The sequence below is a fragment of the Microbacterium terrae genome, from assembly GCF_017831975.1.
In the GTDB taxonomy this organism is placed as follows: domain Bacteria; phylum Actinomycetota; class Actinomycetes; order Actinomycetales; family Microbacteriaceae; genus Microbacterium; species Microbacterium terrae.
Window position 1 is genome coordinate 699853 of record NZ_JAFDSS010000001.1, and the last position, 24938, is coordinate 724790.

At 71.0% G+C, this 24938-nt stretch carries 26 protein-coding genes and 1 tRNA gene; 16 read left to right on the plus strand and 11 right to left on the minus strand.

Annotation, left to right across the window (positions count from 1 at the left end; genetic code table 11):
* The first annotated feature begins 47 nt into the window (after positions 1-47).
* Entirely contained in the window at positions 48-1259 is a 1212-nt protein-coding gene (gene ispD, locus JOD63_RS03220; RefSeq protein ID WP_045275184.1) for a 2-C-methyl-D-erythritol 4-phosphate cytidylyltransferase, read from the plus strand.
* A 191-nt stretch (positions 1260-1450) separates the two neighbouring features.
* Here the strand turns inward: ispD and JOD63_RS03225 are convergent, their stop codons facing one another.
* Entirely contained in the window at positions 1451-1936 is a 486-nt protein-coding gene (locus tag JOD63_RS03225; RefSeq protein WP_045275225.1) for a GNAT family N-acetyltransferase, read from the minus strand.
* Between the two features lie 64 nt (positions 1937-2000).
* Entirely contained in the window at positions 2001-2939 is a 939-nt protein-coding gene (locus JOD63_RS03230; protein WP_045275183.1) for a DMT family transporter, read from the minus strand.
* Between the two features lie 75 nt (positions 2940-3014).
* Between JOD63_RS03230 and cysS the strand changes: the two genes are divergently transcribed.
* The 3 genes from cysS to JOD63_RS03245 all read left to right on the plus strand — a co-directional run bounded on the left by cysS (position 3015) and on the right by JOD63_RS03245 (position 6170).
* Positions 3015-4451, plus strand: a complete 1437-nt coding sequence (gene cysS, locus JOD63_RS03235) for a cysteine--tRNA ligase (protein WP_045275182.1) — start codon at positions 3015-3017, stop codon at positions 4449-4451.
* Between the two features lie 3 nt (positions 4452-4454).
* On the plus strand, positions 4455-5450 hold the full coding sequence (gene rlmB, locus JOD63_RS03240; protein WP_045275181.1) for a 23S rRNA (guanosine(2251)-2'-O)-methyltransferase RlmB: 996 nt from the start codon (positions 4455-4457) through the stop codon (positions 5448-5450).
* Between the two features lie 78 nt (positions 5451-5528).
* Positions 5529-6170: an NAD(P)-dependent oxidoreductase gene (locus JOD63_RS03245; RefSeq protein WP_045275180.1), complete on the plus strand. Its 642-nt coding sequence runs from the start codon at positions 5529-5531 to the stop codon at positions 6168-6170.
* A gap of 18 nt (positions 6171-6188) precedes the next feature.
* Here the strand turns inward: JOD63_RS03245 and JOD63_RS03250 are convergent, their stop codons facing one another.
* Positions 6189-7493, minus strand: a complete 1305-nt coding sequence (locus JOD63_RS03250) for a DUF4032 domain-containing protein (protein ID WP_045275179.1) — start codon at positions 7491-7493, stop codon at positions 6189-6191.
* 72 nt (positions 7494-7565) lie between these two features.
* The gene (locus JOD63_RS03255; RefSeq protein WP_045275178.1) at positions 7566-8669 is read right to left on the minus strand and encodes an ABC transporter ATP-binding protein; all 1104 of its coding nucleotides are present in this window, start codon (positions 8667-8669) and stop codon (positions 7566-7568) included.
* 247 nt (positions 8670-8916) lie between these two features.
* On the opposite strand from JOD63_RS03255, the gene JOD63_RS03260 reads away from it, so the two are divergent.
* From JOD63_RS03260 to JOD63_RS03270, 3 genes are all read left to right on the plus strand, one after another.
* Positions 8917-9870, plus strand: a complete 954-nt coding sequence (locus tag JOD63_RS03260) for a DsbA family protein (protein ID WP_045275177.1) — start codon at positions 8917-8919, stop codon at positions 9868-9870.
* Between the two features lie 48 nt (positions 9871-9918).
* Positions 9919-9991, plus strand: a tRNA-Thr gene (locus JOD63_RS03265).
* A 2-nt stretch (positions 9992-9993) separates the two neighbouring features.
* Positions 9994-10971 (plus strand): DMT family transporter, encoded by a 978-nt coding sequence (locus JOD63_RS03270; protein WP_045275176.1) that lies wholly within the window; start codon positions 9994-9996, stop codon positions 10969-10971.
* A gap of 45 nt (positions 10972-11016) precedes the next feature.
* Here JOD63_RS03270 and JOD63_RS03275 read toward each other — a convergent pair whose 3' ends face one another.
* On the minus strand, positions 11017-11601 hold the full coding sequence (locus JOD63_RS03275; RefSeq protein ID WP_045275175.1) for a nitroreductase family protein: 585 nt from the start codon (positions 11599-11601) through the stop codon (positions 11017-11019).
* Positions 11598-12005 carry a peptide-methionine (R)-S-oxide reductase MsrB gene (gene msrB, locus JOD63_RS03280; protein ID WP_045275174.1) on the minus strand — a complete coding sequence of 136 codons (408 nt, stop codon included), beginning with the start codon at positions 12003-12005 and terminating at the stop codon, positions 11598-11600. The genes JOD63_RS03275 and msrB overlap by 4 nt, the downstream gene beginning before the upstream one ends.
* Before the next feature lie 86 nt (positions 12006-12091).
* On the opposite strand from msrB, the gene JOD63_RS03285 reads away from it, so the two are divergent.
* The 5 genes from JOD63_RS03285 (at position 12092) to groL (ending at position 16119) form a co-directional block, all read left to right on the plus strand.
* Positions 12092-13075, plus strand: coding sequence for a DUF2332 domain-containing protein (locus JOD63_RS03285; protein WP_045275173.1), 984 nt, complete (start codon positions 12092-12094; stop codon positions 13073-13075).
* 9 nt (positions 13076-13084) lie between these two features.
* The gene (locus JOD63_RS03290; RefSeq protein ID WP_045275172.1) at positions 13085-13330 is read left to right on the plus strand and encodes a DUF3263 domain-containing protein; all 246 of its coding nucleotides are present in this window, start codon (positions 13085-13087) and stop codon (positions 13328-13330) included.
* A gap of 58 nt (positions 13331-13388) precedes the next feature.
* Complete coding sequence (locus tag JOD63_RS03295) at positions 13389-13958, plus strand: LytR C-terminal domain-containing protein (RefSeq protein WP_045275171.1); 570 nt, start codon at positions 13389-13391, stop codon at positions 13956-13958.
* 157 nt (positions 13959-14115) lie between these two features.
* Positions 14116-14319, plus strand: a complete 204-nt coding sequence (locus JOD63_RS03300; RefSeq protein WP_045275170.1) for a cold-shock protein — start codon at positions 14116-14118, stop codon at positions 14317-14319.
* Positions 14320-14499: 180 nt separating this feature from the next.
* A complete protein-coding gene (groL, locus tag JOD63_RS03305) occupies positions 14500-16119 on the plus strand; it encodes a chaperonin GroEL (protein ID WP_045275169.1) in 1620 nt (539 codons plus the stop codon).
* Positions 16120-16192: 73 nt separating this feature from the next.
* On the opposite strand, the gene JOD63_RS03310 is transcribed toward groL, so the two are convergent.
* From JOD63_RS03310 to JOD63_RS03320, 3 genes are all read right to left on the minus strand, one after another.
* Positions 16193-16480 (minus strand): WXG100 family type VII secretion target, encoded by a 288-nt coding sequence (locus JOD63_RS03310; protein ID WP_045275168.1) that lies wholly within the window; start codon positions 16478-16480, stop codon positions 16193-16195.
* A gap of 173 nt (positions 16481-16653) precedes the next feature.
* Positions 16654-18294: a sensor histidine kinase gene (locus JOD63_RS03315; RefSeq protein WP_211088166.1), complete on the minus strand. Its 1641-nt coding sequence runs from the start codon at positions 18292-18294 to the stop codon at positions 16654-16656.
* 148 nt (positions 18295-18442) lie between these two features.
* Positions 18443-19135, minus strand: a complete 693-nt coding sequence (locus tag JOD63_RS03320; protein WP_045275166.1) for a response regulator transcription factor — start codon at positions 19133-19135, stop codon at positions 18443-18445.
* 154 nt (positions 19136-19289) lie between these two features.
* On the opposite strand from JOD63_RS03320, the gene JOD63_RS03325 reads away from it, so the two are divergent.
* The 3 genes from JOD63_RS03325 to JOD63_RS03335 are packed head-to-tail and all read left to right on the plus strand — an operon-like array spanning position 19290 to position 22107.
* Positions 19290-20513, plus strand: coding sequence for an NAD(P)/FAD-dependent oxidoreductase (locus tag JOD63_RS03325; protein WP_045275165.1), 1224 nt, complete (start codon positions 19290-19292; stop codon positions 20511-20513).
* Positions 20510-21406 (plus strand): dihydropteroate synthase, encoded by an 897-nt coding sequence (gene folP / locus JOD63_RS03330; RefSeq protein ID WP_045275164.1) that lies wholly within the window; start codon positions 20510-20512, stop codon positions 21404-21406. Before JOD63_RS03325 ends, folP begins: the two co-directional genes overlap by 4 nt.
* The gene (locus JOD63_RS03335; RefSeq protein WP_045275163.1) at positions 21406-22107 is read left to right on the plus strand and encodes a pyrimidine reductase family protein; all 702 of its coding nucleotides are present in this window, start codon (positions 21406-21408) and stop codon (positions 22105-22107) included. Before folP ends, JOD63_RS03335 begins: the two co-directional genes overlap by 1 nt.
* A 35-nt stretch (positions 22108-22142) precedes the next feature.
* On the opposite strand, the gene JOD63_RS03340 is transcribed toward JOD63_RS03335, so the two are convergent.
* Positions 22143-22691, minus strand: a complete 549-nt coding sequence (locus tag JOD63_RS03340; protein WP_045275162.1) for a TetR/AcrR family transcriptional regulator — start codon at positions 22689-22691, stop codon at positions 22143-22145.
* Between the two features lie 99 nt (positions 22692-22790).
* Between JOD63_RS03340 and JOD63_RS03345 the strand changes: the two genes are divergently transcribed.
* Positions 22791-23267, plus strand: a complete 477-nt coding sequence (locus JOD63_RS03345; protein ID WP_045275161.1) for an SRPBCC family protein — start codon at positions 22791-22793, stop codon at positions 23265-23267.
* On the opposite strand, the gene JOD63_RS03350 is transcribed toward JOD63_RS03345, so the two are convergent.
* Positions 23268-24932: a DNA repair helicase XPB gene (locus JOD63_RS03350; protein WP_045275160.1), complete on the minus strand. Its 1665-nt coding sequence runs from the start codon at positions 24930-24932 to the stop codon at positions 23268-23270. It abuts the gene before it with no gap.
* Positions 24933-24938: the final 6 nt, after the last annotated feature.

Here is a 24938-nt window from a genome sequence, read left to right on the forward strand (position 1 = left end):
GCTCCCCGGCGTCGTCTGTCGTATGCGCCGGGCGCTAGCGTGATGGGGTGACTATCGTTCCCGTCCCTCGCGTCGGCGTGATCGTCGTGGCCGCCGGTTCCGGCACCCGGCTCGGCGCCGGAGGTCCCAAAGCACTGGTGGGCCTCGACGGCAGGTCGATCCTGCACCACGCCCTGGAGCGCGTCTTCGCCGCGCCGGCGGCGCAGGTGGTCGTCGTCGCCCCGGCCGGCCGCGAGGGTGACGCGCTCACCGAGGTGCTCGCGACCGCCGGCGATCGTCGCGACCTCGTCGGCGTGGTCACCGGCGGGCCGACGCGGCAGGAGTCGGTCGCCGCCGGCCTCGCTGCGCTGTGGGCCGATGTCGAGGTGGTGCTGGTGCACGACGCCGCCCGGGCCCTGACGCCGCCCGTCGTGTTCGAACGCGTCATCGACGCGATCTCAGCGGGAGCGCCGGCCGCGATCCCCGTCGTGCCGGTGGTCGACACCATCAAGCGGGTCGAGGGCGCCGAGATCGTCGCAGCCGTCGATCGGTCCGAGCTCGCTGCCGCGCAGACGCCGCAGGGGTTCCGCCGCGACGTGCTCGATGCGGCATACGACTCGGCGACTGCCGACTTCACCGATGACGCTGCGCTCGTCGCCGCTGCCGGCCACGAGGTCGCGGCCGTGGCCGGAGATGCGCTCGCCTTCAAGGTCACGACACCCGACGACCTCGATCGCGCGCGTGCGCTCGTGGCGGAGCATCCGTCGCCCCGCCCTGCGGGCACGGCGCGACTCGCAGCTCCACACGCGAGCCCGCGCGTCGGCATCGGCACCGACGTGCACGCGTTCGGGGGAGAGGGCGCGCTCTGGCTCGCCGGCATCGAGTGGCCGGGTGAGCCGGCACTCTCGGGCCACTCCGACGGAGATGCGGTCGCCCATGCCGTCGTCGACGCGCTGCTCGCCGCGGCGGGGCTCGGTGACATCGGCATGCACTTCGGCACCGACAAGCCCGAGTACGCCGGCGCGCACGCCGCCGTCTTCCTGGCGCGCACCCGTGCCATCCTCGGCGAGGCAGGATGGCGCATCGGCAACGTGTCGGTGCAGTTCCAGGCGAACCGGCCGCGGTTCGCCGCGCGCCGGGCAGAAGCGGAGGCAGCGCTCTCAAGCGCCCTCGGCGGAGCACCGGTGTCGGTGTCGGCCACCACGACCGACGGGCTCGGGTTCACCGGCCAGGGCGAGGGCGTCGCGGCGTATGCCGTGGCCCTGATCGAACCCGCCTGAGCCGCGCACCCCTTCGGGGCCTGAGCCGCGGCGCATCCGTTCGGCCCCTGGGCTGCGGCCCCCTGGGGACCTGAGCCGCGCACTCCTTCGGGAGGAGATTCCGCCTCGGGAGGATGGATGCCGCACATGTGTCCTCCGCACGCGGGATCTCCTCCCGAAGCAGCCCGCGCTGCGGTGCGTGCGAGGGGGAACTACCGGCCGGCCGCCGGGGCGTTGCGAAGGGTGAGGGTCATGAAGACCGACAGCGGGTCCTCGCGGTAGTCGGCGAAGGGCCCACACGGGGTGAAGCCGGCCCGCTCGTAGAGCGTCCGCGCCGGAAGGAACTCCGCCGTCGATCCCGTCTCCAGCCAGAGGCTCTCGAGCCCCGCCGCGACCGCTTCGTCGATGATGCGCTCCAGCAGTCGCCGCCCGACTCCGCGCCCGAGGAACGCGTCGTCGACGCGCATCGACTTGATCTCGCCGCGATCGGCGTCGAGTCGCTTGAGGGCGGCGATCCCGGCGAGCTCGCCATCGCTCCAGGCCGACCAGAAGGTCACCGACGGATCCCGCAGGCCGTCGATGTCGAGGGCGTGGCAGCTCTCCGCCGGCGAGAGCGCGTGCATCCCGTCGAGGTGTCGGGCGATCATGCGCTGCGTGTCGGCGCCGGAGAGGTCGTCGACGCGGATCTCGAGGGTCATGGTCACGTCCACGAGTCTGGCACCGGCGCGTTGCCGGTGTGTTTCCCCCGCCTCGAGCCGGGCATCACCCTTCGACGGCGAACGGCTTCGGGTCGCGGGGCGCGCGCGACCCCCAGGCGAGGAGGGCGAGCCCGGTCGCCAGCACCGCGAGCCCGCCGATGGCGAGGGCGGAGAGCTGCTCGCCGAGCACGGTGATGCCGAGGATGCTCGCCGTCAGCGGCTCGCCGAGCGTAAGCGTCGCCGCGGTCGCCGCCGTCAGTCCCGAGAGCCCCCACGTGAACAGCACGTACGCGATCGAGATCGTCGCGATGCCGAGCCAGAGCGCCATGACGAGGCCGCGCGGCTCGGCCAGCCACGCGAGGTCGACGAACGGGATTACCGCCGCGCTGATGATCGCGGATGTCGCCCCCATCGCCCCCACGACGGTGAACGGATCCCAGCCGTCGTCGAGGAGCCGGCGCTGCGCGTTGGCGATGACCGCGAAGGTGGCCGCCGCGCCGACCGAACCGAGCAGACCGAGCGGGTCGGTCCCCGCACCGGTTCCGTCGGCGCCGGCTTCGCCGCCGAAGCCGAGCAGGAGCACGCCGACCGTCGCGAGCGCCGTCGCCGCCATCCAGGTGGGGGTGGGGAGGCGCCGCGTGATCGCCCACTCCAGGAGGCCCGCGAGGATCGGCGCCGAGCCGAGCGCGACGACCGTGCCGACGGCGACCCCGTTGCGCTCGGTGCCCAGGAAGAACAGCGGCTGATAGAGCGCGAGGCAGAGGCCGGTGAGCACCATGAGCGCGAGCGGACGGATGCCGAGCCGCGGGCGGGGCGACGCGCTCGGACTGCGGGCATGACGGGCGGCGAGCGTGAAGGCGATGAGCGCGAGGCCCGTGCCGCCGATGACCATGCGCGCCACACCGATCGACAGGGGAGTGGTGCCGGCAGGACCGAGGGCCTGAGACGTGCCGGTGGTGCCGAAGAGCACGGCGGCGGCGAGGACGGCGAGGACATGCAGCACGTCACATTTCTACCGGCTGATCGGGTGGCTGCGTCACACCCCGGGCGCACAGGTGCCCGCCGGTAGGCTGGTGCGGTGACGGTTCAGCTCTACGACACCCAGACGCAGGCACTGCGCGACTTCGTGCCCAGCGACCCCGGGAACGTCACGATCTACGTCTGCGGCCCGACGGTGCAGTCGGGGCCCCACATCGGGCATCTCCGCGGCGCGCTGAGCTTCGACATCCTGCGCCGCTGGCTCGCACACCGCTTCGGTCGCGTCACGTTCGTGCGCAACGTGACCGACATCGACGACAAGGTGCTCGCCAACGCGACCGCCGACGAGCCGTGGTGGGCGCTCGCGTACCGCATGGAGCTCGAGTTCACCGCGGCGTACTCCGCGATCGGCATCCTGCCCCCGACGTACGAGCCGCGGGCGACGGCATCCATTCCGCAGATGCAGGAGCTCATCGCGCGCCTCATCGACGCCGGCCACGCGTACGCCGCGGGGGACGCCGCGCCCGGCGACGTGTACTTCGACGTGCGGTCGTGGCCCGGCTACGGGTCGCTCACCCGGCAGAGCCTCGACGCCATGGAGCCCGCCGCGGACGCCGACCCGCGCGGCAAGCGCAACCCGCAGGACTTCGCCCTCTGGAAGGGTGCGAAGGCCGACGAGCCCGCTTCTGCCGTCTGGGAGTCGCCCTGGGGTGCGGGCCGCCCGGGGTGGCACATCGAGTGCTCCGCGATGTCGCGCCGCTACCTCGGTCCGGAGTTCGACATCCACGGCGGCGGACTCGACCTGCGCTTCCCGCACCACGAGAACGAGCTCGCCCAGTCGACGGCGGCCGGCGACCCGTTCGCGCGCTACTGGGTGCACAACGGGCTCGTCACCGTCGGCGGCCAGAAGATGTCGAAGTCGCTGTTCAACTTCATCCTGGCCAGCGACGTGCTCTCGGAGCGGGATGCGCTCGTGATCCGCTACGCGCTGGCCGCGGCGCACTACCGCTCGAGCCTCGACATCACCGACTCGACGTTCGACGAGGCCGAGGCAGCGCTCGACCGTGTGCGCGCGTTCCGTCAGCGCGTCCTGCGCGCAGCGGGCGCGGACCCGCAGGCGGTCGCCCCCGGCGCGATCCCGGAGGCCTTCGCCCGGGCGATGGACGATGACCTCGGCGTGCCGCAGGCGCTCGCCGTGCTGCACGAGACCGTGCGCACGGGCAACACCGCGCTCGATGCCGGCGACATCGCGGCTGCGACCACCGCATCGGGCGAGGTCGCGGGGATGCTGGCGATCCTCGGGCTCGACCTCGCAGAGGCCGCCGCAGCATCGGGCGCCGCCGCAGCCGAGGCATCCGCCCTCGACTCGCTCGTGCAGAGCCTCATCGACCAGCGCGCCGACGCGCGCGCCAACAAGGACTGGGCAGCCGCGGACCGCATCCGCGACGCCGTGGCCGCCGCAGGCATCGTGCTCGAAGACTCGGCCGGTGCCACCCACTGGAACATCACCGGGGACCGCCCCGGGAAGAAGGAGTAGATCATGGCTGGAAAGCCGGGGCGCCCGGGCGCCGCGAAGGGCGGCAAGGGCCCCACCAAGGGTTCGGGCGGCAAGAACAAGCGCTCGCTGGAGGGGCGCGGACCGACGCCGAAGGCGGAGGATCGCGCCTGGCACCCCGCGGGCAAGCGCAAGGCCGCGGCCGAGCGCTACGCCGCGGCGGGCGGCAAGGGCAAGCCCGGCGGCTCGCAGGGCGGCTCGCGCCCTCGCGCCGCGAAGAAGGACGACGACACCGAGACGGTCACCGGCCGCAACTCGGTGCTCGAGGCGCTGCGCGCCAAGATCCCGGCGACGGCGTTCTACATCGCCCAGCGCGTCGAGATGGACGACCGCGTCAAGGAGATGCTCTCGATCGCGACGAACCGCGACATCCCCGTCATGGAGGTCACCCGTCAGGAGCTCGACCGCATGGCCGGCTTCGACGGCGTGCACCAGGGCGTGGCGATCAAGGTTCCGCCGTACAGCTACGCGCACCCGCAGGACCTGCTCGAGAAGATCATCGACAAGGGGCAGACCCCGCTCCTCGTCGCGCTCGACGGCATCACCGACCCGCGCAACCTGGGGGCGATCATCCGCTCGACGGGCGCGTTCGGCGGGCACGGGCTCATCCTCCCGCAGCGCCGTTCGGCGAGCGTGAACAGCGCCGCGTGGAAGACCAGCGCCGGCGCTGCCGCGCGGGTGCCGGTCGCGCTCGCGCCCAACCTCACGACGACGCTCAAGGAGTTCAAGAAGCAGGGCGTGTTCGTGCTGGGCCTCGACGGCGGCGGCGACGTGTCGCTCCCCGCGCTCGAGCTCGCCGATCGTCCCGTCGTGATCGTGGTGGGCTCGGAGGGCAAGGGCCTCTCGCGCCTGGTGACCGAGACCTGCGACCAGATCGTGTCGATCCCGATCGAGGCGGCGACCGAGTCGCTCAACGCCGGCATCGCGGCATCCGTCGCCCTGTACCAGGTCGCGTCGCTGCGCGACCGCGCGCGCGACTGAGTCTCATCCGTATTCGCGGGAATGAACCGCGGATGCCGCGGCTTGTGCCCTGAGAATCACCCGAACGAGAGGAACACCATGGCGCGGATCGCGGTCATCGGAGGAAACGGCTACGCCGGACGTCACATCGTCGCAGAGGCGGTGGACCGCGGACACACGGTCGTCTCCGTGGGGCGGCGTCTGCCGAGCGACCGCGTGGAGGGGGCGACGTATCTCGTCGGCTCGCTCCTCACGCCGTCCGACCTGGTCGCGCGCCTCGAAGGCGTCGACACGGTCGTGGTGAGCGTTCCGGCCCGCGGTGAGATGGAGGGCAACGTCCGCTCGAACGTCGGCGAACTCGTCCGCGAGCTGCCGACCGAGGTGCGCGTCGGGGTCATCGGCGGCGCCGGCGGCAGCCTGATCGCCCCGGGCGGGGAGCGTCTCGTCGACCAGGCGTCGTTCACCGAGGAGTACAAGCCCGAGGCGCTCGAGGCGATCGGCATCCTCGAAGACCTGCAGACGTCGGACTTCGGCCACGACTGGTTCTACGTCCACCCCGCCGGCGGCTTCGGCGTCTGGAACCCGGGGGAGCGCACCGGGTCGTACCGCGACGGCGGAGACGTGCTCGTCGTGGATGCCGAGGGCGAGTCGTACATCTCGGGCGCGGATCTCGCGGTCGCCGTCGTCGACGAGATCGAGACCCCGAAGCACTCGCGCGAGCGGTTCGCCGTCGGATACTGAGCCCGCTCCGGCGCGATCTCAGACGAGATCGCGCCAGTCGACGTCGTCCGCGTCGTCGACGATCGGGATCGCCGAGGTGATGACCGTCAGCGGAACCGTCTCGGTCGGCGGTCCCATCAGGGTCGCCTCGTCGCGGCGGTGGCGCAGCACATCGTCGATGTAGCTCGAGAGCGCCTCGGCGAGCGGCACCGACTTGCCCTTCGCCTGCGACAGGTACCAGCGGTGCTCGAGCAGCTGGTGGAACACCTCGGCGGGCTCGAGCTTGGCCCGCAGATCCCACGGGATCGCCTTCACGACCGGCTCGAAGACGCGCGTCAGCCACTCGTGGGCGACCATCTCCTCGTCATCGCCGAGGCGTGAGACGCGCACGCGGAACTCGTCGAGGTCGTTCAGCAGGCGCCGGGCCTGGTTCTCCTCGACGTCGAGCCCGGTCAGGCGCAGGAGGCGCCGCTGGTGATGCCCGGCGTCGACAACCTTCGGCTGGATCGACACCTTCGTGCCGTCGGCGGTGGTCTGGATCGACATCTCACCGATGTCGAAGCCGAGCGCGTTCAGCCGCTGCACGCGTTCGGTGAGGCGCCACGCCTCGTCGGAGCGGAACGTCTCGGTGTCGGTGAGCGCCGCCCACAGCGAGTGGTACGACGAGACGATCCCGTCGGCGATGGCGACGGCGTCGACGCCGCCCTCGAGTCGGCCGCCCGCCTCGAGGTCCATGATCTCGCCGGCGATGTTGGTGCGCGCGACGTCGAGGTCATGGGCGCGCTGGCCGGGCGTGAGACCGCTCTCGTGCAGCTCGCCGGTCTCGGCGTCGACCAGGTACGCAGCGAAGGCGCCCGCGTCGCGACGGAAGAGGGTGTTCGACAGCGAGACGTCGCCCCAGAAAAAGCCCACGTTGTGCAGCCGCACGAGGAGCGCGGCGAGTGCATCGACCAGCCGCGTGGCCGTGTCGGGCCGCAGCACCTGTGTGAACAGCGCCCGGTAGGGGAGCGAGAACTTCAGATGCGCGGTGACGAGCGCCGCGGGCAGCGCCGTGCCGTCGGCATCCGTTCGACCGGCGATCACCGCCACCCGCTCGACGCACGGCACGTCGAGACGGGCGAGGTTGCCCAGCATGTCGTACTCGCGCCGCGCCATCTCGGCGGTGGTCTCCTTGATGGCCACCACCCGCCCCGACAGGTTCGCGAAGCGCACCAGGTGGCGCGAGATGCCCTTGGGGAGGTAGACGATCGTGTTCGACGGCCACTCGGCGAGAGGCGTCGCCCACGGCAGCGTCAGCAACCCGGGGTCGACGCTGCTCGCGGTGATGCTCAGTGCGTCCGGCATGGATCCTCCCCGGGATACAGCACGACGGCGCGGGGGGATCACTCCCGCCCGCGCCGTCGCGATGGTGAAACGTCAGGCCGAAGCGATCGCCTTGTCGGTGAGGCGCTCGCCCGACTCGATGTCGAACACGTGCACGTGACCGGGGACCGGAGCCAGCGTGACGGTGTCGCCCGCGTTGGGGTGACGACGACCGTCGACGCGCGCGACGATGTCGGTGCGCTTGCCGGCGACCTCGGCGTGGCCGTAGAGGTAGCCGTCGGCGCCGAGCTCCTCGACGAGGTCGACGACGACCGAGAGGCCCTTGCCGTCCTCGGGTGCGACGACGATGTCTTCGGGGCGGACGCCCACGGTGACCTCGGAGCCGTGCGCCTTGCCGAGCGTGTCTGCCTCGATGCCGACGACCTTGTCGCCGAACTCGATGCCGCCCTCGGCGAGGTGCGCCGGGAACAGGTTCATCGCGGGCGAGCCGATGAAGCCGGCCACGAAGACGTTGTTCGGGGTCTCGTACAGGTCGCGCGGCGTGCCGACCTGCTGGAGGAGGCCGTCCTTGAGGACCGCGATGCGGTCACCCATGGTGAGGGCCTCGGTCTGGTCGTGGGTGACGTAGACGGTGGTGACGCCCAGGCGACGCTGCAGCGACGCGATCTGGGTGCGGGTCTGCACGCGGAGCTTCGCGTCGAGGTTCGACAGCGGCTCGTCCATGAGGAACACCTGCGGCTGGCGGACGATGGCGCGACCCATTGCGACGCGCTGACGCTGACCACCCGACAGGGCCTTGGGCTTGCGGGTCAGGTACTGCTCGAGGTCGAGCAGCTTCGCAGCCTCGAGCACGCGGGCGGCGCGCTCCTCCTTGGCGACGCCGGCGATCTTGAGCGCGAAGCCCATGTTCTCGGCGACGGTCATGTGCGGGTACAGCGCGTAGTTCTGGAACACCATCGCGATGTCGCGGTCCTTCGGCGGGACGTCGGTGACGTCGCGGTCGCCGATGAGGATGCGGCCGGCGTTGACCTCTTCGAGGCCGGCGAGCATGCGCAGCGAGGTGGACTTTCCACAGCCCGAGGGGCCGACGAGGACGAGGAACTCGCCGTCTGCGACCTCGAGGTTCAGCTTGTCGACCGCGGGGCGGGTGCCGCCCGGGTACAGGCGGGTTGCGTTGTCGAACGTGACTGACGCCATGTTTTCTTCTCCTTCACCGGCAGGTACGTGCCGGACGATCCGTAGTGATGGAACAAGCGGGAATCCACCCGCACGCCCGCCATCGGGCGCACGTACAGTATGCCATGGCCGGATGCAGGCCCCGTCCGGGCATTGTCTGGGCATTTCCCAGCCTGGGTGGCTAGCATCGTTTCGGCCGTGATTCCCCGGCAGGCCACCGCTTTCCCGGACCGAGTCCGGTCCGCCCCTGTCCGTCCCGAGAGGTTCCATGTCGAGCGACGACTCACACAACGCTCCCGCTGCGAGCGATCGCCGCGACGCCGTGCGCGAGAAGGCGCAGCTGGTCCAGGCCAAGCAGAAGCGTCAGCGCGCGCTGCGCATCGGCGTGCTCGGCACGGCGGTGCTGGCGGTCGTCGCCGTCGCCGCCGTCGTGGTGACGTGGACGATCTCGTCGGATGCGTCGAAGCCGGAGCTGAGCCCCGCGAACGTCGCCGACGACGGGTTCGCCGTCGCGGCCGTCACCGGTGTTGGGGGCGTCGCCGCCGACACCGGCACCGAAGTGGGCACCGACGGCGAGGCCGCGGAGTCGACCCCGACCCCGACCCCGACGCCCTCGGCCACCGAGCAGGCGGTCGACGATTCGGTCGTCGACATCCGGGTGTACGTCGACTACCTCTCCGAAGGCTCGCGCGAGTTCCAGCTCGCCAATGTGCAGAAGCTCTCGGAGTGGGTCAGCGAGGGCGCCGTGTCGCTCACGTACCACCCGGTCGCCATGCTCACCGCCAAGTCCAACGGCACCAAGTACTCGCTGCGCGCGGCTGCCGCCTCCGCCTGTGTCGCGACCCACTCGCCCGACACGTTCTTCGCATTCAACGACGCCCTGCTGCGCAAGCAGCCCGCCGTCGACTCCGACGGCTTCAGCGACACCGAGCTGGCAGACCTCGCGCAGGCCTCCGGCGCGACGCCGCCGAAGATCGTGCGCGCCTGCATCGAGGATCAGGACTACACCGGCTGGGTGAAGACCGTGACCGAGCGCGCGCTGCAGGGCCTGCCCGACACCGACGACCTCGCCCTGACCAGCACGCCGATGGTGCTCGTCAACGGCACGCCCTATGTCGGCGCGCTCGATGACCCGCAGGAGTTCTCGCAGTTCGTGCTGACCGTCGCGAGCGACGCGTACTACAAGGCGACGCCGACGCCCACGCCGACCCCCACCCCCTGACAAGCGTCCGCTCAGGCGCCCGCTCCGGGCGGATAGACTGGGCGATCTGCCGGCTTGGCGCAATTGGTAGCGCACCGTACTTGTAATACGGGGGTTGCAGGTTCAAGTCCTGTAGCCGGCACGATGACTGATCGCACCGGGCACGTCGGCGCTCGCCGGGTGCCCGCATGGGCGGCGCTCGCCGTCGCCGTCACGATCGGACTCCTCACCGCGCTGCAGGCACGGGTGAACGGACAGCTCGGCGCCGGTCTCGGAGACGGATTCGTCGCCGCGGTCATCTCATTCGGCTCGGGACTCGTGATCCTCGTCGTGCTGTCGGTCGCGCTTCCCGCCGGGCGTCGGGGTTTCGCGGCGCTGGCGACCGGCATCCGCGGCCGCAGCATCCCGTGGTGGATGCTCGCGGGCGGCGTCGCCGGCGCGCTCACCGTCGCCACGCAGGGCGTCGCCGTGGCACTCATCGGCGTCTCGCTGTTCACCGTCGGCGTGGTCGCGGGGCAGACCGTGTGCGGTCTCGTGCTCGATCGGGTCGGGTACGGACCGGCGGGGGTGGTCGCGGTCACGCTGCCGCGACTCGCCGGTGGAGCCCTGGCACTGAGCGCCGTGGCCGTGGCGATCACCGCCGGCGGCGTCGACGTTCCGTGGTGGATGCTCGCGCTGCCGTTCCTCGCGGGGACGGGTATCGCGTGGCAGCAGGCCACGAACGGACGACTGCGTCAGCGCGTCGGCACGCCGCTCACCGCGACGCTCGTCAACTTCATCGGCGGCACCGCGGTGCTCGTGGTCGCGGCGCTCATCGATGTCGCGGCCGTCGGCCCGCCGACGACGTTCCCGACCGAGCCCTGGCTCTACACCGGCGGAGCGATCGGGGTCGTCTACATCTTCCTGTCGGCGGCGATCGTGCGTCACACCGGCGTGCTGCTGCTGGGCCTCGGTGTGGTGGTCGGCCAGCTGCTCACCTCGGTGGTGCTCGACCTGCTGTGGCCGGCGCCGGCGGGCCCGGGGCTGGGCCGCCAGCTCGTGATGGTCGCCCTCGCCCTGTTGTCGGTCGTGGTCGCCGCCGCGCCGTGGCGCCGAGCGCGGGGTGCGCGCCGGCCAGGCTGAGCGCCGATTGCCGGCTGGTCGCGCCGAGTGTCCGGCATCCGGACCCTACTTCTTGCTCTTCTTGCCCTTCGCCTTCTCGCCCCCGCCGGAGTGGCGGCCCGGCATCGGCGAGAGGAAGCGGGTCGGGTCGATGGTCTTGCGCCGGAGCGCCCGCGAGCGGGCGGGCTTGCCGCCGACGTAGAGCCAGCCGAGCAGCTCCTCGTTCTTGCCCAGACCGTGCGCCTTCGCGACCGCCTTCGCGCGCGTGTAGCTTCCGGTGCGCCAGAAGACGGCGTAGCCCGCCTCGTCGAGCACGAGGCTGAGCGCGTGCGCCACGCCCGAGGCGACGGCCTCCTGCTCCCAGCGGGGCACCTTGCTCTTCTTGTAGCTCGCCACGATCGCGATCAGCAGCGGCGCGCGCAGCGGCTTGGAGTACACGCCCGAGTCGCCCTCGGCGCGCCCGATCGCGCGGCCGAGGCGTCGGCGGTCGTCGCCGCGCAGCTCGATGAGACGCCACGGCTTGAGCGACGAGTGGTCGGCGACGCGGCCGGCACCGGCGATCAGGTCGAGCAGCTCGTGGTGCGAGGGGGCGTCGTCGGTGAACTTCGACCAGGAGCGCCGATCGAGCATCGCCTCCAGCGCGCCGGTCATGTGCCGGACTCGGGCGCGAACTCGAGCGACAGCGAGTTCATGCAGTAGCGGTCGCCCGTCGGGGTGCCGAAGCCGTCGGGGAAGACGTGGCCCAGGTGCGAGCCGCAGTTCGCACAGCGCACCTCGGTGCGCACCATCCCGTGGCTCGTGTCGTCGATCAGCTCGACGGCCTCCGGCCGGATCGACTCGTAGAAGCTCGGCCACCCGCAGTGCGAGTCGAACTTCGTGCCGCTGCGGAACAGCTCGGCACCGCACGCCGCGCACGTGTAGAGACCGGCACGACTCTCATCGAGCAGCTCTCCGGTCCAGGCGCGCTCGGTGCCCGCCTGGCGCAGCACCGCGTACTGCTCGGGGCTCAGCTCGGCGCGCCACTGCTCATCGCTCTTGTCGACGGCGTACGTCATGGTTCCTCCTCGGTCCTTCACCATTCAACCCCAGCGCGGCCCGCGGCGTTCCCCGGCGGCTGTGCGTTCCCCGCGAGAATGAGGGGATGCACACGGATGCCGCGGCCGTCGCCGCCCGCTACGCGCGCTTCGCCCGCGAAGAGGCGCCGGGTCGCTCGGCGCTCTACGGCGACTGGGCCGCGGGGGTCGCAGGCGACCCGCGACTGTGCGGCATCCTCGCGCGGATCCCCGAGACGCGCCGTCAGCCGCCGCTGGTGTTCGCCGTCTCACGGCTGCTCGGTGCGCCGGAGGAGGGCTTCGCGGTGTGGGCCGACTGGGTGTCGCGCCATGCCGACGAGCTCGTGGCCGAGGCATCCGTCCGCTCGCTGCAGACGAACGAGCCGCAGCGCTGCGCGGCGCTCCTGCCCGCGCTGTGCCTCATCGACGGCCCGATAGCGCTCGTCGAGCTCGGGGCGAGCGCCGGGCTGTGCCTCTATCCCGACCGGTACAGCTACCGCTACGGGTCGCTCGCGGTCGACCCCGTCGACGGGGTGTCGCCCGTGGTACTGGAGTGCGCGCTGTCGGGCGAGCCCGCGCTGCGGATGCCGCAGATCGTCTGGCGCGCGGGCATCGACCTGACACCGCTCGATGCCGCCGACGCGGAGGACCGTGCCTTCCTGTCGGCGCTCGTCTGGCCGGGGGAGGGCGGCAGGCGGGAGCGGATCGACGCGGCCCTCGACATCGCGGCGGTCGATCCTCCGGTGATGGTCGCCGGCGATGCCTCCGACCCGGCCGTGCTCGCCGGGGTGATCGCTCAGGCTCCACAGGACGCGACGCTGGTCGTCACGACACCGGGGGTGCTGCCGCACATCCCGCGCGCCGGCCGCGAGCGCCTGCTCGCCGCGCTCGCCGGCATCGACGGGGTGTGGATCTCGATCGATCCGCCGGGGCTGCACGACGTCTGGCGTCCGCCGGTCGCGCCTGACTGGGGCGGCTTCGTGCTCGGCGTTGGCGGTGTGCCGGTCGCCGCGGTCGACCCGCTCGGCGCTTTCGTGGAGTGGCGCGCGGGGGAGCGCGGCGCGCGGGCGTAGCGTGGGCGGGTGCCCCTCACCGACCGCGACCGCGCCATCCTCGACTTCGAGGCGGAGTGGCGGCGCCACGCCGGTGCGAAGGAGGAGGCGATCCGCGCCGACCTCGCGCTGTCGCCGGCTCGGTATTACCAGCTGCTCGGGCGGCTCATCGACACCACCGAGGCTCAGGAGCACGACCCCATGCTCGTGAAGCGGCTCCGCCGGGTGCGTGATGAGCGCCTGGCGACCCAGTCCCGACACGCCTCACCGCGCTGATCCGCTCTTCCCGCGCGGCTTGAGCCGACGCACAGGGCCCGCCGGGTAGCATTCTCGGGTGCCGCACGAGACCTTTCCCCGAGATCGCTTCGACGACCTCCCGGACACGGACCGTGTGGGGGCGCACCGTGCCGAGAACCCGCGCATGCACGGCTGGGTCGTGCTGCTGTGGGCTCTGCTCGCGACGGTCGTGCTGATCGGCGCCGGCATCTTCGGGACGCTCCTCGCCTCCGGGCGCATCGAGTTCGCGCCGGCGCCGTCGGCGACGCCCGAGCCGACGGAGTCCGTGGCTCCCGTCGTGGACACCTCCTACGGGGTGCTCATCCTCAACGCGACCCCGCAGGAGGGGCTCGCCACCCAGACCAAGGATGCGGTGGTCGAGGCGGGGTGGAGCGAGGACACCGTGCTCGCCTCGGAGGCCGGGTCCGAGGACTTCGCCGAGACGACCGTCTACTACCTCGAGGATGCCGACGAGGCTGCTGCCCTCGGCCTCGCCGAGAAGATCGGCGGCGCGAGGGTCGAGCAGAGCGAGGCTTACCAGCCCGCCGATCCCGAGAGCAAGCAGCTGACCGTCGTGCTGGGGCTCGACCACACGGACGCCGGAAGCACCGCGACGCCGACGCCCTGATCGGCATCCTCCGCCCCCGCGGCGGTCCGCCCGGCCGTGGGTGTTTCCTGCCGGTAAACACTTCGATGCACGCGTGTCAACACTTGCCGTCGCGACGCGATCCGGGCGCGGCCCGTGCATACGATGAAGCCTGTCCCACCACCAGCAGGAGATTCGCATGACCCAGGGAACCGTCAAGTGGTTCAACGCCGAGAAGGGCTTCGGCTTCATCACCGTCACCGACGGCCAGGATGTCTTCGTCCACTACTCGAACATCGACATGAACGGCTTCCGCGTCCTCGAAGAGGGCCAGACTGTCGAGTTCACCGTCGGTGCCGGGCAGAAGGGTCCGCAGGCCGAATCGGTCCGCGTCGTCGCCTGACGGGCACGTCACCACACCTCACTTCCGGAAACGGGATGCCGCTCGGCATCCCGTTTCCGTGCGTTTCAGGACCCTTCGCCGCGGCTTGCACTCGATAGGGTCGAGTGCCAGAATGATTTAGCACTCGCGTTTGTTGAGTGCTAATACCCCCAGCCAACGTTCCGGAGGGACGACACACACATGGCAAAGATCATCGCTTTCGACGAGGAGGCCCGTCGTGGCCTCGAGCGCGGCCTGAACATCCTCGCCGACGCCGTCAAGGTGACGCTCGGCCCGCGCGGTCGCAACGTCGTGCTCGAGAAGAAGTGGGGCGCCCCCACGATCACGAACGACGGTGTCTCGATCGCCAAGGAGATCGAGCTCGACGACCCGTACGAGAAGATCGGTGCGGAGCTCGTCAAGGAGGTCGCCAAGAAGACCGACGACGTCGCCGGTGACGGCACCACGACCGCCACGGTCCTCGCTCAGGCGCTCGTTCGCGAAGGCCTGCGCAACGTCGCGGCCGGCGCCGACCCCATCTCGCTCAAGAAGGGCATCGAGAAGGCCGTCGCGGCCATCACGACCCAGCTGCTCGAGGACGCCAAGGAGGTCGAGACCAAGGAGGAGATCGCCGCCACGGCTTCCATCTCCGCGGGTGACCCCGAGATCGGCGCCCTGATCGCCGAGGCCATCGACAAGGTGGGCAAGGAAGGCGTCGTCACGGTCGAGGAGTCGCAGACCTTCGGCACCGAGCTCGAGCTCACCGAGGGCATGCGCTTCGACAAGGGCTACATCAACCCCTACTTCGTCACGGACCCGGAGCGCCAGGAGGCGGTCTTCGAGGACCCGTACATCCTCATCGCGAACCAGAAGATCTCGAACATCAAGGACCTTCTGCCGATCGTCGACAAGGTGATCCAGGACGGCAAGGAACTGCTGATCATCGCTGAGGACGTCGAGGGCGAGGCTCTCGCGACCCTCGTGCTCAACAAGATCCGCGGCATCTTCAAGTCGGCTGCCGTCAAGGCTCCCGGCTTCGGCGACCGTCGCAAGGCTCAGCTGCAGGACATCGCGATCCTCACCGGCGGCCAGGTCATCACCGAGGAGGTCGGTCTCAAGCTCGAGAACGCCACCCTCGACCTGCTCGGCCGTGCTCGCAAGGTCATCATCACCAAGGACGAGACCACCATCGTCGAGGGTGCCGGCGACGCCGGTCAGATCGAGGGTCGCGTGACCCAGATCCGCCGCGAGATCGAGAACACCGACAGCGACTACGACCGCGAGAAGCTCCAGGAGCGCCTCGCGAAGCTCGCCGGCGGCGTTGCCGTCATCAAGGCGGGTGCCGCGACCGAGGTCGAGCTCAAGGAGCGCAAGCACCGCATCGAGGACGCCGTCCGCAACGCGAAGGCAGCCGTCGAAGAGGGCATCGTCCCCGGCGGTGGCGTCGCGCTCATCCAGGCCGGCAAGAAGGCGTTCGCGAACCTCGAGCTCGTGGGCGACGAGGCGACCGGTGCGAACATCGTGCGCGTCGCGATCGAGGCTCCGCTCAAGCAGATCGCGCTCAACGCCGGTCTCGAGCCGGGCGTCGTCGCGAACAAGGTCGCCGAGCTCCCGGGTGGACAGGGCCTCAACGCCGCCACCGGCGAGTACGTCGACATGCTGGCCGCCGGCATCAACGACCCGGTGAAGGTCACCCGCTCCGCGCTGCAGAACGCCGCGTCGATCGCCGGTCTCTTCCTCACCACCGAGGCCGTCGTCGCCGACAAGCCCGAGAAGGTCGCGGCTCCGGCCGGCGACCCGACGGGTGGCATGGACTTCTGAGTCCACGCACTGCGTGAGAAGGGCCCCTCCTCCGGGAGGGGCCCTTCCTGCATTCCGGCGACGCTCCGCCGGGTCAGCGGAAGAGGCTCGTGGTCGCCGACTCGGCGTCGGCGTACTGCCGGGCCGCCACGCCGAGAGCGGTGCTGATGCTCGAGAGCGCATCCTCGACCTGGCGCTGGGTGAGCCGCCACTGGTCGGAGACGCCGGTGAAGGCCACCGACGCCGAGCCGGTCCACGAGGACTGCAGCTGGGTGAGCTGCACCATCATCGCGTCGGCCTCGGCGCGGATGCGATCGATGGTGCCGCGCACCGACGTGGTGGTGGCGAGGACGGCGTCGCTGTCGACGGAGAACACGGCCATGAGGGGCTCCTTGGGTATCGCTGCGGCGGGCGCCGCATCCGTCTTCACACCGTAGGAGCGCGCCGCATCAGGTCTACGGCGCGGTCAGCAGGCTGTGCACGGAACGCCGCGCTGCGGGTTCGGGGGAGGAGTCGGTGCGGTGCGCCCGCACCGAGGTGGCGGCGACCCGCTGGTCAGTCGCGCTCGAGCGGAAGGCCGCGCAGCGGCTGCGTCTCGAGCTGGAGGTGCTCGGCGGCATCGCGCGTCGCCGCCAGCGGGAAGGACACGCGGAACGTGGCGCCGCCGCCGGGGGTGTCCTTCACCCGCACGTCGCCGTGCAGCGCGTCGACGATCGACGAGACGATCGAGAGCCCGAGGCCCGTGCCGCCGGTCTCGCGGGTGCGCGAGGTGTCGGCGCGCCAGAAGCGCTGGAAGATCTTGTCCTTGATCTGATCGGGCACGCCCTCGCCGTGGTCGACGATCTCGATCCACCCCATGCGGGTGCGCGGGTCGACGCCGACCCGCAGATCGATGGGGGAGTCCTCCGCCGTGAACCGGCGGGCGTTGCCGAGCAGGTTCGTCACGACCTGGCGGATCTTGTTCTCGTCGCCGAGCACCACCGGAGGGACCACCGCCTGCAGCGACGGCTCCTCGGGCACCGGCGCGACCGGAGGCATCGCGCCCGTCGATGCGGAGCTCGCGGACACCGGCCGGGGCTTGCGGCGCAGCAGCGAGAGCGCGCCGCTCCGGGCGAGAACCGCGGGTCCGCTCCCGGGCGTGCGGCGCTTCGGCTGCGGCTCGTCGGCCACCTCGGGTTCCGGCGCCGGCGGGGGCGGCTCGGCCGTGGTGTCGAACACGGTCACGGGCCGCAGCGGAGCCGACGCGCGCAGGTCGAGCGCCGCATCCCGCGCCACCGGACGCAGATCGACCGGGGCGATCACCACATCGCGACGCTCGTCCAGACGCGCGAGCGCCAGCAGGTCTTCGACGAGGAGGCCCATGCGGATGGCCTCCTTCTCGATGCGGTCCATCGACTGCGCGACGTCCTGATCGCCGTGGATCGCGCCCATGCGGTACAGCTCGGCATAGCCGCGCACGGTGACGAGCGGGGTGCGCAGCTCGTGGCTGGCGTCGCCGATGAAGCGCCTCATCTGACGAACGGTGGCGTCGCGCTGCGCGAGTGCGACGTCGACACGGTTGAGCATCGCGTTGATCGCGGTCTTGAGACGGCCGACCTCGGTCGAGGTCGGCTCGATGTCGGTCATGCGCTGGCTGAAGTCCCCGGCGGCGATGGCGTCGGCAGTGGCCTCCACCTGCCCGAGGCTGCGGAACGTGAGGGTGACGAGGAACCGCGTCGCGAAGGCGCCCGCGACGAGGATGAGCACCGAGAGCACGCCGTAGATGCCGATGTACGACGCGATGGTGCGGTTCACGGATGCGAGCGGCACGGCGACCAGTTGCGGGTACAGCGTGCCGGTGGCGCCGAGCACCTGCGGGGCGACGGCGGCGTGGAACTCGGCCTCGCCGTCGGCCGAGTGGAGCACGAAGATCTCGAGCTCCTCCTCCTGCGCCTTCTCGAGGGTGAGCGTCTCGGGGACGACCGGCTCCGGGCCGCCCCGACCGCCCACGAGCGTCAGCAGATTCGACTCGCCCTCGGTGATCACGGGGTTGTACACGGCGACGAAGTAGTCGACCGCGGCGGCGTTCGCGTTGGGCTCGACCACGAGCACTCCGTCCTCGACGGTCATGTCGAGAAGCGACTCCGCTGCGGCAGTGCGGGCGAGGGAGTCGACCTGGGTGTCGACACCCTCGGTGAGCGAGTTGCGCAGGAAGATCGCGGTGCCCACTCCCGCGGCGAAGAGTCCGACGGTCAGGAGCGCGACGGTGACCCCGGTGACTTTCGCGCGCAGGCTCGTGCCGCGCCACCACCGGGTGACCGCGTCGGGCTTGTGCGCCAGGTCGCCCCCTTCGTCGTGGTCCGCGTCAGGCGGACTTGCCGGCCTTCAGCATGTAGCCGAAGCCGCGCTTGGTCTGGATCAGCGGCTCCGACGAGTGCGGGTCGATCTTGCGGCGCAGGTACGAGATGTAGCTCTCGACGATGCCGGCGTCGCCGTTGAAGTCGTACTCCCACACGTGGTCGAGGATCTGCGCCTTCGACAGCACGCGGTTGGGGTTGAGCATGAGGTAGCGCAGCAGCTTGAACTCGGTCGGGCTGAGGTCGATCGACACGTCGCCGACGACGACGTCGTGCGTGTCCTGGTCCATGGTCAGCTCGCCGGCGCGGATGACCGACTCCTCGTCGGTCTGCATGGTGCGGCGCAGGATGGCCTGGATGCGCGCGACGATCTCGTCGAGGCTGAACGGCTTGGTGACGTAGTCGTCGCCGCCCGCGTTGAGCCCCGTGATCTTGTCCTCGGTCTCGTCCTTCGCCGTGAGGAAGAGGATCGGCGCGGTGTACCCGGCGCCGCGGAGCCGCTTGGTGACGCTGAACCCGTTCATGTCGGGCAGCATCACGTCGAGCACGATCAGGTCGGGCTCCTCCTCCAGCACGGCGGAGATCGTCTGGGCCCCGTTCGAGACCGCCTTCACCTGGAACCCCGCGAAGCGCAGGCTCGTGATGAGGAGGTCGCGGATGTTCGGCTCGTCGTCGACGACAAGGATGCGCGGAGCGGTCATGGGCCCATTATGTCGGTCGAACCGATGCGCGGGCTGGAATTCCTGCGGAGTGGTCCTATTCGACGGAGGTGCCCTTGAGGATCGGCGCGACGGCCGGAACGATTGCGGGAGAGGGCCGCGACGCGTGACCCCACCCGACGGGAGGAGGACGCTCATGCCGCACATCGTGATCGTGGGGGGCGGGCTGGCCGCCGGCACGGCAGCAGAGAAGCTGCGCGATGAGGGGTTCGACGGCGACATCACCGTCGTCGCGGCCGAGCAGTACACGCCCTATCAGCGCCCGCCCCTGTCGAAGGGTTACCTGCAGGGGGAGGAAGGTGCGGATGCCGTCGTGCTGCACCCCGACGACTGGTACGCGCAGCACCGGATCGGCGTCCGCACCGGCGTGGCGGCGACGTCGCTCGAGGTCGCCGCGCACCGGGTCGTCCTCGACGACGGCTCGACGCTGGCCTACGACAGCATCCTCCTCGCCACCGGCGCGCAGCCGCGCAGCCTGCCGCTGCCCGGCATCGCCCTGGAGGGGGTGACGACCCTGCGGCGCCGGGACGACGCCGACCGCCTCGCTGACGCGCTGCGTAGCGGCGGACGGCGGCTCGTGGTGATCGGCGCGGGCTGGATCGGCATGGAGGTCGCAGCCTCGGCGCGGCAGCTCGGAAACAAGGTGACGGTCGTCGATCGCGACCCCGTACCGCTGGCGACCGCGCTCGGTGCGGAGATGGGTGCGGTGTTCCGCGCACTCCACGAGGAGCACGACACGACCGTGCGCACGAGCGCGGCGATCGAGGCCGTCACCGGCGACGACCGGGCCCAAGGTGTCGTCGTGGACGGCGACGAGATCCCCGCCGACCTCGTGGTCGTCGGCGTCGGCGCGGTGCCCGATACGGCGCTCGCGGAGACCGCCGGGGTGCGCCTCCTCAACGGCATCCTCACCGACTCGTCGATGCGCACGGATGCCCCCGATGTCTTCGCCGCCGGCGACGTCGCCAACCCCTACCACCCCGTCGTGCAGCGGCATCTGCGCAGCGAGCACTGGGACAACGCGATCAAGACGGGTGAGGTCGCCGCCCGTGCGATGCTGGGGCTCCGGGCCTCGCATCGGAGCATCCCCTACTTCTACACCGATCAGTACGACCTCGGCATGGAGTTGTCGGGGTACGCTCCGCTCATGTCGTCGGCCGACGTCGTCGTGCGCGGAGACCGCGACGCGCGGGAGTTCATCGCGTTCTGGGTCGACGACGGGACCATCGTGGGAGGAATGAACGTGAACGTGTGGGATGTCAACGAGTCCGTGCAGGCGCTGATCCGGTCGGGCGCGCGCGTCGACCTCGATGCGCTCCGCGACCCGGCGGTGCCGCTCGACTCCCTCCTCTCCGCGTGAGTGCGGCGACCGCGCCCCTGTCGCGCACCATCGGCGGCCGCGACTTCGCCTTCGACCGACACGTCGCCGTGATGGCGATCGTGAACCGCACGCCCGACTCCTTCTACGACCGCGGGGCGACGTTCGCCCTGGATGCCGCGGTGGCGGCCGGCCGGGCCGCCGTGGCGGCGGGCGCCGAGATCATCGATGTGGGCGGCGTGAAGTTCGCGCCCGGTCCGCCCGTTCCCGTCGCCGACGAGATCGAGCGCGTCGTCCCCGTCGTGCGCGCGCTCGCGCCGCTCGTGCCGGTGAGCGTCGACACGTTCCAGCCGGCGGTCGCCCGCGCCGCCATCGAGGCGGGCGCAGCGATCATCAACGACACCACGGGCCTCCGAGACCCCGAGATGGCGGCGGTGATCGCCGACAGCGACGCCGCCGTGGTCGTCTGCCACAGTCTGGCGGTGCCGCGCACGCAGCATCCGCAGCCTCACTACGACGACGTGATCGCCGAGGTCGGCGCGTTCCTCCGCGAACGCGTCGCGCTCGCCGAGGCGCACGGGATCGCGCGTGATCGGATCATCGTCGACCCCGGTCACGACCTCAACAAGAACACGCTGCATTCTCTCGAAATCACCCGCAGACTCGGCGAGATCGCCGCCGAGGCACCCGATCTGCCGCTGCTGGTGGCTCTGTCGAACAAGGACTTCGTCGGCGAGACTCTCGACCGCGACCGGCCGGACCGGCTCTCCGGGTCGCTCGCCGCCGCCGTGTTCTGCGCGCAGCAGGGCGCGCGCATCATCCGGGCGCACAACGTCGGCGAGACGGTCGACGCGATGCGCATGCTCGAGGGGATCCTCGGATGGCGCGAGCCGGCGTACCTGCGGCACAACATGCGTCCGGAGGGGAACGACTGATGCTCGCCCACGACGATCTGACGGCGGCCTATGCGCTCGACGACCGCGAGACCCCGCGCATCCGCATGAACTTCGTCGCGTCGGTCGACGGCGCGGCCACCGTCGCCGGACGCAGCGCCGGCCTCGGCGGCGACACCGACCGGGTGATCATGCAGGTGCTCCGCGCGATGAGCGATGTGGTGCTGGTCGGCGCGGGCACCGTGCGCGCCGAAGGGTACGGCGGTACGAAAGTGGACGGTGAGGATGCCGCGTGGCGACGGGCGCACGGGCTGCCCGAGCAGCCCCGGCTCGCCGTCGTCTCACGCCGGCTCGACCTCGAGCCCGGGCATCCGTTCTTCCGCGATGCCGCCGCCCGCCCGCTGGTCGTCACCTGCGCGGCCGCGCCGGCAGACCGCCGGGAGGCGCTCGGTGCGGTGGCCGACGTGATGGTGTGCGGCGACGAGGCGGTCGACCTGGCGGACATGCGCGCGCAGTCGGCGGCCGCGGGGAGGACGCAGATCCTCTGCGAAGGAGGCCCGCACCTCTTCGGCGCGCTCCATGACGCTCGCCTGGTCGACGAGGTCTGCCTCACGCTCTCGCCGCGGCTCGCCGGCGGCGCGGCGGGCCGCATCATGCGCGGCTCCGCGGAGGCCGTCGCCGACCTGCGTCTGGCCTCCCTGCTCCGCGACGACGACTGGCTGTTCCTGCGCTACGCGCGCTGACCGGGCGCCGGCCGTGCGCGCTGCACGCCGGCGCGTCAGTCCAGGCAGGCTCGCACGGCGCGCGTGATGACCGGACGGATCTCGGCGTCGGGGTCGACCGTCAGCCGGTGAAGGATGAGTCCGTCTCCGGTGGCCATCAGGGTGCGCACGGCATCGCTCGGCGATGCAGCGCCGACCCGTTCGAGCAGGTGGGTCGTCCATTCCACGAAGACCTGTCGCTGCGCGACGAGCGGCGCCAGGAGCCGGGGGTCTCCCGCACCCTCCAGGAACATGGCGTAGCGCGCTCGCGTGCGCGCGGCGAGCGGGCCCGACTGCACCTCGATCATCGCGCTGAGCGCCTGGATGAGCTCTTCCGCGGTGTCGATCTGCGGTCGCGGCGCGCTGTCGAAGTCGGCCCGCTCGGTCTCGGCCAGGTGCACGACCACACCTGCGACGAGTGCGTCGCGGGTGCGGAACCAGTTCGAGGTCGATCCCTTCGGGAGAGCCGCACGCTCATCGACGCGTGCGTGCGTCAGCGAGCGGATGCCCTCCTCGCCGACCAGGAGGAGAGCCGCGTCGAGCGCGCGGAGCCGAGTGGATGCCACGCAGTCAGAGTAGATCGCGCGCGCTCACTATGAAAGTAGTGACACAGCACTATGAAAGTAGTATTCTCATTGCACGACCTCGCAGAAGGGGGTGCTCCCATGAGCCTCACCGAATCGCATCCGGTTCTTCGCATGCAGGCATGGCGCGAGCTGCGCGCTGCGCCCGCGGTGGTCTTCGACGCACTCGTCGACCCCGAGAAGCACATGGAGTGGCTGGCGCCGCCCGGCAGCTGGGGCGCCGTCGAGTCGACCGTCGACCTGCGCGTCGGAGGCGTCTGGGAGTCGCGGTTCAGCCCGACGCCGAGCACGCGGGTGCACGACGTGCAGACGTACGTCGCGATCGAGCCGCATCACCGGCTGATCACCGACCTCGTCTCGGAGGCCACGGTCGACGGGAAGCCGGCGCCGGCGCTGCGCTCCCGTATCGAGATCACGCTCGCCCCCACCGTCTGGGGCACCTACATGTCGGTGGAGCAGACCGGCTTCCCGAGCGCCGAGATGCGCGACTTCTTCGAGACCGAGGTGTGGCAGCGCGGGTTCGACCGGCTCGAGGCGTTCCTCGCGCGCCGCGGCTGATCAGGCGGCTTCGTCGATCCCGTCGGCGTCGAGGATGGTGTACGCGTAGCCCTGCTCCGCCAGGAACCGCTGCCGGTTCTGGGCGAAGTCCTGGTCGACGGTGTCGCGGGCGATGAGGGTGTAGAAGCTCGCCGTGTGAGCGGACTGCTTCGGGCGCAGAAGCCGTCCGAGGCGCTGAGCCTCCTCCTGCCGCGAGCCGAACGAGCCCGACACCTGGATGGCGACGGATGCCTCGGGAAGGTCGATCGAGAAGTTCGCGACCTTCGACACCACGAGCACCGAGATCTCACCCACCCGGAACGCCTGATAGAGCTCCTCGCGCTCGTCGACCGGCGTCTGCCCGGTGATCTTCGGGGCGCCGAGAGCCTCGGCGAGCACGTCGATCTGATCGAGGTACTGGCCGATGATCAGGATGCGCTCGCCGGCGTGGCGCTCGACGAGGCGGCGCACGACGCCGATCTTCGCGGGGGCGGTGGCGGCGAGGCGATAGCGCTCGTCGTCGGCCGCCGCCGCGTACTCGAGGCGGTCGCCGGCGGGGAGGTCGACGCGGACCTCGTAGCAGACGGCGGGCGAGATGAAGCCCTGGGCCTCGATCTCCTTCCACGGCGCGTCGAAGCGCTTGGGACCGATGAGGCTGAACACGTCGCCCTCGCGGCCGTCCTCGCGCACCAGGGTCGCGGTGAGGCCCAGGCGGCGCCGCGCCTGCAGGTCCGCGGTGAGCTTGAAGACGGGGGCGGGGAGCAGGTGCACCTCGTCGTACACGACGAGGCCCCAGTCGAGCGCATCGAGCAGAGCGAGGTGCGCGTACTCGCCCTTCCGCTTAGCCGTGAGGATCTGGTACGTCGCGATCGTGACCGGCTTGATCTCCTTGGTCTGACCGGAGTACTCGCCGATCTCCTCCGGCGTCAGCGACGTGCGCTTGAGCAGCTCGTCGCGCCACTGCCGTGCGCTGACGGTGTTCGTGACGAGGATGAGGGTGGTCGTCTTCGTGTCGGCCATCGCCGCGGCGCCCACGAGCGTCTTGCCGGCGCCGCAGGGGAGCACGACGACGCCCGAACCGCCCTCGGAGAAGATGTCGACGGCCTTGCGCTGATAGGGCCGCAGCGTCCAGCCGTCCTCGGCGAGGTCGATCGGGTGGGGCGTGCCGGGCGTGTAGCCGGCGAGGTCCTCCGCCGGCCAGCCGATCTTCAGCAGCTCCTGCTTGATGTGACCGCGGGCCCACGCGTCGATGAGGAACACGTCGGGCGCCGGGTGGCCGATCAGCAGCGGCTGGATGCGCTTGTTCTTCGAGACCTCGGCCAGCACCGCGGCATCCGTCGACCGCAGCACGAGGTCGCCGCCCGAGCCGTCTTCGGCGACCGGCGTCCGCTCGATGACGAGGCGCCCGTAGCGATTGACGGTCTCGCGGATGTCGATCGACACGCTCGGCGGCACCGGGAACCGCGACCAGCGGTCGAGCGTCGACAGCATGTCGTCGGCGTCGTGGCCGGCGGCCCGTGCGTTCCACAGTCCGAGCCGCGTCACGCGATAGGTGTGGATGTGCTCGGGGGCGCGCTCGAGCTCGGCGAAGATCGCCAGTTCGTGACGGGCGCTCTCGGCGTCGGGATGCGCGACTTCGAGGAGCACCGTACGGTCGCTTTGCACGATGAGAGGTCCATCAGCCATAACGGA

Excerpts from the sequence above, each read along its gene's own strand:
- JOD63_RS03225 (WP_045275225.1), bottom strand. The coding sequence starts at position 1,936 with ATGACCCTCGAGATCCGCGTCGACGACCTCTCCGGCGCCGACACGCAG.
- rlmB (WP_045275181.1), top strand. The coding sequence starts at position 4,455 with ATGGCTGGAAAGCCGGGGCGCCCGGGCGCCGCGAAGGGCGGCAAGGGC.
- JOD63_RS03245 (WP_045275180.1), top strand. The coding sequence starts at position 5,529 with ATGGCGCGGATCGCGGTCATCGGAGGAAACGGCTACGCCGGACGTCAC.
- JOD63_RS03250 (WP_045275179.1), bottom strand. The coding sequence starts at position 7,493 with ATGCCGGACGCACTGAGCATCACCGCGAGCAGCGTCGACCCCGGGTTG.
- JOD63_RS03255 (WP_045275178.1), bottom strand. The coding sequence starts at position 8,669 with ATGGCGTCAGTCACGTTCGACAACGCAACCCGCCTGTACCCGGGCGGC.
- JOD63_RS03260 (WP_045275177.1), top strand. The coding sequence starts at position 8,917 with ATGTCGAGCGACGACTCACACAACGCTCCCGCTGCGAGCGATCGCCGC.
- JOD63_RS03270 (WP_045275176.1), top strand. The coding sequence starts at position 9,994 with ATGACTGATCGCACCGGGCACGTCGGCGCTCGCCGGGTGCCCGCATGG.
- JOD63_RS03275 (WP_045275175.1), bottom strand. The coding sequence starts at position 11,601 with ATGACCGGCGCGCTGGAGGCGATGCTCGATCGGCGCTCCTGGTCGAAG.
- msrB (WP_045275174.1), bottom strand. The coding sequence starts at position 12,005 with ATGACGTACGCCGTCGACAAGAGCGATGAGCAGTGGCGCGCCGAGCTG.
- JOD63_RS03285 (WP_045275173.1), top strand. The coding sequence starts at position 12,092 with ATGCACACGGATGCCGCGGCCGTCGCCGCCCGCTACGCGCGCTTCGCC.
- JOD63_RS03300 (WP_045275170.1), top strand. The coding sequence starts at position 14,116 with ATGACCCAGGGAACCGTCAAGTGGTTCAACGCCGAGAAGGGCTTCGGC.
- groL (WP_045275169.1), top strand. The coding sequence starts at position 14,500 with ATGGCAAAGATCATCGCTTTCGACGAGGAGGCCCGTCGTGGCCTCGAG.
- JOD63_RS03310 (WP_045275168.1), bottom strand. The coding sequence starts at position 16,480 with ATGGCCGTGTTCTCCGTCGACAGCGACGCCGTCCTCGCCACCACCACG.
- JOD63_RS03320 (WP_045275166.1), bottom strand. The coding sequence starts at position 19,135 with ATGACCGCTCCGCGCATCCTTGTCGTCGACGACGAGCCGAACATCCGC.
- JOD63_RS03325 (WP_045275165.1), top strand. The coding sequence starts at position 19,290 with ATGCCGCACATCGTGATCGTGGGGGGCGGGCTGGCCGCCGGCACGGCA.
- JOD63_RS03335 (WP_045275163.1), top strand. The coding sequence starts at position 21,406 with ATGCTCGCCCACGACGATCTGACGGCGGCCTATGCGCTCGACGACCGC.
- JOD63_RS03345 (WP_045275161.1), top strand. The coding sequence starts at position 22,791 with ATGAGCCTCACCGAATCGCATCCGGTTCTTCGCATGCAGGCATGGCGC.
- JOD63_RS03350 (WP_045275160.1), bottom strand. The coding sequence starts at position 24,932 with ATGGCTGATGGACCTCTCATCGTGCAAAGCGACCGTACGGTGCTCCTC.